This window comes from Thiomonas sp. FB-6 (genome assembly GCF_000377645.1).
GTDB lineage: Bacteria > Pseudomonadota > Gammaproteobacteria > Burkholderiales > Burkholderiaceae_C > Thiomonas_A.
This window is the reverse complement of sequence record NZ_KB898529.1, coordinates 1-7,830: the sequence shown is the minus strand read 5'-3', so window position 1 is coordinate 7,830 and position 7,830 is coordinate 1. Positions and strand designations below refer to the sequence as shown.

8 protein-coding genes and 1 pseudogene are annotated in these 7,830 nt (G+C 67.4%); 5 read left to right on the top strand and 4 right to left on the bottom strand.

Annotation, left to right across the window (positions count from 1 at the left end; all coding sequences use genetic code 11):
* From D466_RS22515 to D466_RS0119635, 3 genes are all read right to left on the bottom strand, one after another.
* Nucleotides 1-183: transposase (locus tag D466_RS22515; RefSeq protein WP_018915386.1), on the bottom strand; the 183-nt coding region annotated here is incomplete at its 3' end.
* A 100-nt stretch (nt 184-283) separates the two neighbouring features.
* Complete coding sequence (locus tag D466_RS0119640; RefSeq protein WP_156004508.1) at nt 284-820, bottom strand: hypothetical protein; 537 nt, start codon at nt 818-820, stop codon at nt 284-286.
* Nucleotides 817-1,788, bottom strand: coding sequence for a LysR family transcriptional regulator (locus D466_RS0119635; RefSeq protein ID WP_018915384.1), 972 nt, complete (start codon nt 1,786-1,788; stop codon nt 817-819). The genes D466_RS0119640 and D466_RS0119635 overlap by 4 nt, the downstream gene beginning before the upstream one ends.
* Before the next feature lie 107 nt (nt 1,789-1,895).
* Here D466_RS0119635 and D466_RS0119630 point away from each other — a divergent pair, with 107 nt between their 5' ends.
* The 4 genes and pseudogenes from D466_RS0119630 to D466_RS0119620 all read left to right on the top strand — a co-directional run bounded on the left by D466_RS0119630 (nt 1,896) and on the right by D466_RS0119620 (nt 4,856).
* Nucleotides 1,896-3,137, top strand: coding sequence for an MFS transporter (locus D466_RS0119630; protein WP_018915383.1), 1,242 nt, complete (start codon nt 1,896-1,898; stop codon nt 3,135-3,137).
* 188 nt (nt 3,138-3,325) lie between these two features.
* A pseudogene (locus D466_RS25055) lies at nt 3,326-3,599 on the top strand (methyl-accepting chemotaxis protein); the annotation flags it as partial.
* Nucleotides 3,600-3,671: 72 nt separating this feature from the next.
* Nucleotides 3,672-4,118, top strand: coding sequence for a DUF3330 domain-containing protein (locus tag D466_RS24335; protein WP_156004506.1), 447 nt, complete (start codon nt 3,672-3,674; stop codon nt 4,116-4,118).
* 39 nt (nt 4,119-4,157) lie between these two features.
* Complete coding sequence (locus D466_RS0119620; protein WP_018915381.1) at nt 4,158-4,856, top strand: succinate dehydrogenase iron-sulfur subunit; 699 nt, start codon at nt 4,158-4,160, stop codon at nt 4,854-4,856.
* A 266-nt stretch (nt 4,857-5,122) separates the two neighbouring features.
* On the opposite strand, the gene D466_RS0119615 is transcribed toward D466_RS0119620, so the two are convergent.
* Nucleotides 5,123-6,013 (bottom strand): O-acetylserine/cysteine exporter, encoded by an 891-nt coding sequence (locus D466_RS0119615; RefSeq protein ID WP_018915380.1) that lies wholly within the window; start codon nt 6,011-6,013, stop codon nt 5,123-5,125.
* Between the two features lie 91 nt (nt 6,014-6,104).
* Between D466_RS0119615 and D466_RS0119610 the strand changes: the two genes are divergently transcribed.
* Nucleotides 6,105-7,046 carry a LysR substrate-binding domain-containing protein gene (locus D466_RS0119610; RefSeq protein ID WP_018915379.1) on the top strand — a complete coding sequence of 314 codons (942 nt, stop codon included), beginning with the start codon at nt 6,105-6,107 and terminating at the stop codon, nt 7,044-7,046.
* Nucleotides 7,047-7,830 lie beyond the last annotated feature (784 nt).

The window sequence follows — 7,830 nt, the reverse complement described above, 5'->3', positions numbered from 1 at the left end:
GGCGGCGCGACGGCCGTCGGCGAACACTCCCGCTGCCGCGCGCGTCAGCCCGATGCGCTCGTCGATCCGACGCAGCAGCATCACCCCGCCGTCGCTGACGATGTCGCCGCCATCAAACGCGGCCTGCACTACGCGGCGCCCGACACGCCCGAAATCCACCACGCCCTCGGTACACTTTGGCATCGGCCGCTTCCTCCTTTGTTCGTCACGTTTCGAGTCTCACTACCTCTGAAACGCACGACCGGATCAAGCGGCCGACCTACTTGCTCGCGAAATATCCAGGCTAGGGCTCGGGCACCCCCAGCGCCTTCATCAGCGCCATCGTGTCATTGAGCTGCAGGGATTGATTCCCCTGGCTGCAGCTCAGGTGGCTCAATTCCTTTCCGCCCGTGTCCACGGTGATGAAGGACAGGTCACGCAGAGGATCCACCAGCGCATAGTGGTAGGGCCCGATGGTGAAATCGACCTCCGCATCGCCGTTGGCGGACACCAGGTAGGTGAAGGCCGATCGCGGCGCGCGCGAGGGCTGCGGGTAGCGCAGGACCAGCTTGCCGGCCCGGTCCCGCACGCGGTACTGGATCGCGAAATCCTCGCCCACGGCGCCACGGTCCGCGCACAGGGAAAAGGTCTTGTGCCGGGCCGTGCAGGACCACAGGGCCACCTCGCTGGCCTGGCACAGCGGACTCGTGGGAAAGTCCGCCGGATGCCGCAGCCAGCTCCCGGCGGCCTGCGCCGCGGGCGCGGCCCAGGCCAGCACACCGGCAAGCGCGGCGGCGCGAAGAAGTCCTTCGGGATGCAAGGTCATTCGGGCATGTTTCATGGGGTCTCCGGCCGGTCCGTGGGCCATCCATCCTCCACACGGTCGATCGCGCGAGGCAAGGCCTCCCGCACCGCGGCGACGAAGCGGCGCAGTCGCGCCGGGTAGAAGCGTGCATGCGGGTGAATCAGGTAGATGGGCAGCGGTGCCGCCTGCCAGCGGGGCGCCACGCGCAGCAGTCGCCCTTGGGCGATGTCGCGCTCGAGCAACCACGACGAGCCCACGCAGACCCCCAGGCCGCGCAGGGCGGCGCTTCGCAGCGCGTACAGGCTGTCGGTCGAGACGCGCGGAAGGAAGCTGACCCGCTCGACGGTTCCGCGGGTCTCGTGCCGCAGTTCGATCTCGTTGCGATAGTAGGTATGGAGAGCCAGCCACGGCAGGCTCTCCAGTTCGGCCGGCGTCTGCGGAATGGCCCGGCCGGCGAGCAGCTCCGGCGCGGCGGCGGCGACGCGCGGAACCTCCGAGAGCTTGATCGCAACCACGCCCAGGGCCCGGACCTCGCCGATCTGGATCGCGCAGTCGATCCCCGCCGAGATGTAATCGTGCATGCTGCGATCGTCGTGCAACATCCACTCGACATGGACCTTGGGGTTCGCCTTCAGAAAATCCGCGAGCACCCGGACCAGATAGTCCTGCCCGAAGGCGTGCGGCACGACCACGCGCAACACGCCTTCCACCTCCTCGTCGCCGCCGCGCACGTGCGCGCGCAGCGCGTCCCATTCGGCCAGCAACTCGCGCGCCCGCTCCAGGCAGCGCTCGCCGTCGGTCGTCAGGCGCAAGGCATGGGTCGAACGATGCAGCAGGGCAAGCCCGAATTCCCGCTCCAGCGCCTTGAGCCGCCGGCTGATGGTCGGCTGGGTGGTTCCGGTCTGCGCCGCGACGGCCGAGAAACTGCCCGCCTCGACCACGCGCACGAAGGTGCGCAGCAGCTCGATGCGGTCAGCCCCGTCCGATCGGTCCGAGTGGGTCATACGTGAAACGTATAGGAACTATGCAATCCGGCCCGCTACCGCATCGCCGGTTTTCGTTGAATCATTCGGTTCCATCCCGAACAACCGGGAAAGCCTCCACGAGATCCATGCACATGAAGAATAAGACAAGCCTCGGCGACGTGCCCGGTCGCTTGATCCTGCTGTTCGCGGTCGGCTCCGGCCTGGCCGTCGCCACGCTGTACTACAACCAGCCCATGCTGGCCGTCATCGCCACCGGCCTGGGCGCGTCGACGGCCTCCGCCGGTTGGGTACCGACCCTGACGCAGCTAGGCTATGCCCTGGGCATCCTGCTGCTCGCCCCGCTCGGGGACCGGCACGACCGCCGTGCCGTGATCGTGCGCAAGGGGCTGGCCCTGGTCGCCGCATTGCTGGCGGCGGCCGCGGCGCCGAACATCGCCTGGCTGGCGCTGGCCAGCCTCGCCATCGGCGTGTTCGCGACCCTGGCCCAGGACATCGTCCCGGCCGCGGCGACCCTGGCCGGCGACGCCAACCGCGGCCGCGTGATCGGCAAGGTGATGACCGGGCTGTTGCTGGGCATCTTGCTGTCCCGCGTGATCAGCGGCGTGGTGGCGGCGCAATGGGGCTGGCGGCTCATGTTCCTCGCCGCCGCGCTCAGCATCGCGCTGCTGGTGCTGGTGGCCTGGCGGCAGCTGCCGCGCTTCGAGGCCACCACCCGCCTGCCCTATGGCGCGCTGCTGCGCTCGCTCGGGGAGCTCTGGCTGGAGCACCCTGGCCTGCGCCGCGCCACCGTGGCCCAGGGCCTGCTGGCGCTGGCCTTCGGAGCCTTCTGGTCGACCCTGGCCGTGTTCCTGCAGGCAGCGCCCTTCCATCTGGGCAGCGCCGCCGCGGGCGCCTATGGCCTGGCGGGGGCCGCGGGCGCCCTGGCGGCGCCGCTGGCCGGGCGATTCGCCGATTCGGGGGGACCGGAGCGGGTGACCCGCATCGGGGCCGCCGTGGTCGCGCTGTCCTTCGCCGTGCTGTTCGTGTACCCCTGGGTGCCGGGCCCGGCCTACCTGTGGATCCTCGCCTTCAGTTCCCTGGGCTTCGATTTCGGCCTGCAAGGCACCCTGATTGCCCACCAGACCATCGTGTACGGCCTGGATCCCGCCGCCCGCAGCCGGCTCAACGCGCTGCTGTTCGTCGGCATGTTCGTGGCGATGGCGCTCGGCTCGATGCTGGGCAGCGCCTTGCTGGCGAGCTTCGGATGGATGGCCGTGGTCGGCGTCATGGCCACGGCCAGCCTGCTCGCGCTGGCCGTGCGCCTGCGGGCGCACCCGCGCCGCGGCGGCGCGGCCACTGTAGCGTCTTTGCCGACCCATAGCGGGTAGGAAACTCAGAACATTGCGAAATCGACCGCCCCGAAGGGAGCGCCCTGCTCGACCGCGCCCTGACGGCGCGCACCGCGTGGGTCGGCGCATTCACGCAGGTACGGACACTTCAGACGGCGACACGCTCCGACGAGGCCGCCCATGCCATGGTGGAAGTCGCGGTGCCAAAGCTCGAGGCGTTCCTCATGGCCGTGAAATGTACCGTGGCCGACATGCAGGCCATCGCCGAGCGCATCGGCATCATCGACGATATCGCCTACCAGACCCATATGCTGGCGCTGAACGCCGCCATCGAGGCCGCGCGCGGGTGATCACGGGAAGGGCTTCGCGGTGGTTGCAGCGGAGGTCAGAAAGCTGGCTGAGCGCGCCCAGCTTTCTGCCAAGGAGATCGGTGAACTAGCTGGGACATCGGTCAAGCAGGCACTGATCGCGGGGCAACTGCTGGATGCGATGGTGCCGGCATCGATGACTTGAAAGTTCCGTCCTGTTCGCCTATTGTGGTATTCAATCTACTTCAAACGCGTGCGCGCGGGTATGGAATCCCTTCCCCACGATGAGGTTCTCGCCACGGGGCGGCCTGGGTCGGCGGCGCCGAGGAGCCTGGTGCAATGCGATCGCTGCCATCGGTTGATCGCACGAACCGCGAGCCTGACCTTCGAAGGTGCTGATTACGTCTATCACTTCTGCGGCCCCGCCTGCTGTTCGCTTCACGAGGCCGGAGCAGGAAGCGATGTTCGCGAAGAGAGTACGCCAGAGCCCCTCCCGCCAGCCTTGCCCGACGTCGAGTCGCAGAGAGTCCTGCTCCTGATGGCGCGTGATGGGGAACTCGCAACTCGCCAATGGGTCGTACGCACCCTGGCGATCTATCGGCGCGCCGTTCTCGACCGTCGTCACTTTGCAAGCACGCCGGAATACCGGCGCAAGTTCATCCTTTCCTATCTGTCCTTCCGCCGCTGGCTTTCCGGGGATGCGCGGCCCTGAATCCCCCCGACATGACCCCGCCCTTCGGAGGAGGCCTTGATGCATCGCCTGGACATTTATCGCTACGACCCGGATGCCGGTTCCAAGCCGTTCATGCAGACCTACACGCTGGACGTGGACCCCGGCGACCACATGCTCCTGGACGTCTTGCTGCGACTCAAGAGAACCGACGAAACCCTGAGCTTTCGACGGTCCTGCCGCGAGGGAATCTGCGGCTCGGACGCCATGAACATCAATGGCAAGAACGGACTGGCCTGCATCACCAGCATGCACGAGCTGCCGACGAACATCGTGCTCAAGCCCCTTCCCGGGATGCCGGTCATCCGCGATCTCATCGTGGACATGACGGAGTTCTTCGCCCAATACCACTCGATCAAGCCCTACCTGATCAACGACCAGCCGCCTCCGGAAAAGGAGCGCCTGCAGTCTCCCCAGGAGCGTGACAAGCTCGATGGTCTGTACGAGTGCATCCTGTGTGGTTGCTGCTCGTCGGCTTGTCCGAGTTACTGGTGGAATCCGGACAAGTACGTGGGCCCGGCGGGATTGCTGCAGGCCTACCGTTTTCTCGTGGACAGCCGTGATCAGGCCACTGAACAACGGCTTGACGATCTCGATGACCCCTATCGCCTGTTTCGCTGCCGTTCCATCCTGAATTGCGTCGACGTCTGCCCCAAGGGCCTCGTGCCCGTGGGCGCGATTCATGCAATCAAGGCGATGATGGTGCGGCGCACCGTTTGAGCAAACCATGAAAGACTCGGCCGACCCACGCAAGCGCGGACCTTCCAGCGTGAGCGCCTCCTCGCGGCAAACTCGCCGGCAGGACGACGAGCACCGCGAATGGCTGATGGACGAAGCATTGGCCGAGAGCTTTCCGGCCAGTGATTCTCCCGCGACCTCGCTGTGTGTTCCAGGCGGCGTCAGCGAGTCCAGGCGCGCTTAGCCACCCGACGGCCGCCTGGCCGTCGTTGCACAAGGTCTTCCTGCCGCCCTGCGAATCGCCCGCATCACCCGCCGGGGGCCGCGCGGCGCTGCCAGGTCTGCACGCGCACCGCGATCTGGTTGATCGCCAGGCCCGCCAGGACCACGCCCCCTGCGACGATCTTCCAGGGCGGCAGGGCCTCGCCCAGGACCGCGGCGGCGCACAGCATGCCCACCGCGGGCACCAGCAGCGTGAACGGTGCAAGCTCCGCGGCGGCGTGCTTGCGCATCAGCATCGACCACACGCCGAAGCCGAACAGGGTGTTGGGGTAGGACTGGAACAACACCGCCGCCCAGGACCAGCCATCCATGCCGCGAAGTGCCGACACGATGGTGCCGGGGCCCTCGATCAGCAGGGACAAGGCCGCCAGCGGGGGGAAGGCGACGAGGCTTCCCCAGGCGGCCAGCCCGATGGGGTCGACCCGGCCCATACGCTTGGTCAGGATATTGGCCGTGGCCCAGGACAGCGCGGCACCCAGCACCATGAGGAGTCCGTACAGGGTGGACGGCTGATCCAGATGCAGCGCGACCACCGCCATGCCGGCCAGCGCGACGAGGGCGCCGACGATCTGGAACACGCGCACGCGCTCGCGCAGCACCCCCCACGCCAGGCCGATGGTGAAGAAGGCCTGCAACTGAATCACCAGCGAGGCGAGGCCCGCTGGCATGCCCAGCTTGATGCCGACGAACAGCAGCGCGAACTGGATCGCGAACTGGGTCATGCCCCAGGCCAGCAGCAGCGGGAGCGGAATCGACGGTCGCTTGCGCAGGAACACGAGCGGACAGGCGGCGAACAGGAAGCGCAGGCTGGTGAACAGCAGCGGCGGCATGTCACGCAGCCCGAGCTTGATCACCACGAAATTCGAGCCCCAGATGGTCACGACCACCAGGACCAGGACGATGTCGCGAGGCCGCATCGAGCCGGAGCCTGCGGTGACGGAAGGAGCCAATCGGTTCATACGCCCTACTCTAGTTGCCGCAGTCACATCGATGAAGCAGAATTTATGAATGCACAATATCAATCTGGTCAATATCAAGCGCATGGACCTGAACCTGGCGACGGTGTTTCTTGCCGTCTGGCAGGAGCGCAGCGTGACGCGCGCGGGCGTGCGCCTGGCGCTCAGCCAGGCTGCAGTGAGCTCCGCGCTGAACCGCCTGCGCCGCATGACCCATGACCCGCTGTTCGTGCGCATCCAGGGCGAGATGGTGCCGACGCCCCACGCGCAGACCATGGCACCGGCCATCGAGGAGCACCTCGGCGGCCTGGCCAGCTGCCTGCAGCGCGAGGACGCTTTCGACCCCGCCCGCTCGCACCGCCGTTTCGTGATCGGGGCCTCCGACGACTACGAACTGGCGCTGGGGCCCGCGCTGGTCCAGCGCGTCGCGAGCCTGGCACCCCGGGCCGCCATCACCTTCCGGCAGACCAACCAGTACCTGGTCGAGCGCATGCTGGACGAACGCGCCATCGAGCTGGCCATCGTCGCCAAGCCGCCGGCGGCGCGGTGGATCGCCGCGCAAGGAATCGGAAGCTCGGGCTACGCCTGCCTGTTCGACCCGCGGCATTGCAAGGTCGAGCCGCCCCTGTCCGTGGCGCGCTTCCTGAGCCTGCCGCATGTGCTCATTTCCTACTCGGGGCAGACGGGCGCCGTCGACGACGCCCTACGCCGCCTGGGCCAGCGCCGCACCGTCCTGACCTCGTTGACCCACTTCGCCTCGGTGGCGCAGTTCCTGAGGGGGACCGGCGCCATCGCCACGCTGCCGGCGCACGCCGCGGCGGCATTGGCACGCGGCTCGGGCCTGCGCACCTGCGATGTCCCCGTCGAACTGGGAAGCTACGAGGTTCACGTGTTGACGCGCAGGGACGCGGCGAACGACCAGGGCCTTGCCTGGCTGACGGAGCAGCTTCGCATTTGCTCCCGCTCGGTCCTCGGCGAGGGCGCGGGGGCGTGAAGCTCGCACGCCGCGAAACGGGCGTCCCCTGGGTGGCCCCACGAGCATGCCGGCCGTCTCGCGAAACGATTGCAGGGTGAATCCTTAGGTGGAAGGCAATCGTAATGCGTATGGGACGACAGGCGTTGACTGGTCCACGATCGGACGCAATACATCCAGGAGGAGTTGCGCGTCGATCTCGTCCAACGCCCCCCGTAGTTCCACATCCAGGCTGTTTACCTGCTCGGGCGGCCCGACATGGCAGGCCAGCGTGGGACGCGCCCTTGCGGACTCCAGGCCGCTCCAGATGCCGACGTAACTTCGCTCCTGCTCCCTCCTGAATTGCTGCTCCAGCACTGCCAGCTCCACGCGCGTTGGACCACCTTCATCGAACACTGGGAACAGTCGGGCGAGTTCATCTGGGCCACCATGCCCGCGCCCGCGATCACGGCCACCGCTCGCAGCAGCCAGCCGCCCAGCGCAGCCACGGCCGCTTCCAGCAAGGGAATCGCCAACGCCGCCATGCTTCACTCCCTGTTCGCGCCCTGGGCCCTGACCCGCCATGCGAGCTGCTGTCGCCAACCAGGATAAGCGCGCGTCGCGGCATGGTGCTGGCTCCAGGGATCGGCCGTGGCCTCCTCGTCAAGCCACGCCGGTCCCGGCATCTTGGCAGCAACGCTCCAACACCAAGACCTGGCGGGGGGATCAGGCCTAGCCTGGATATTTCGCGAGCAAGTAGGTCGGCCGCTTGATCCGGTCGTGCGTTTCAGAGGTAGTGAGACTCGAAACGTGACGAACAAAGGAG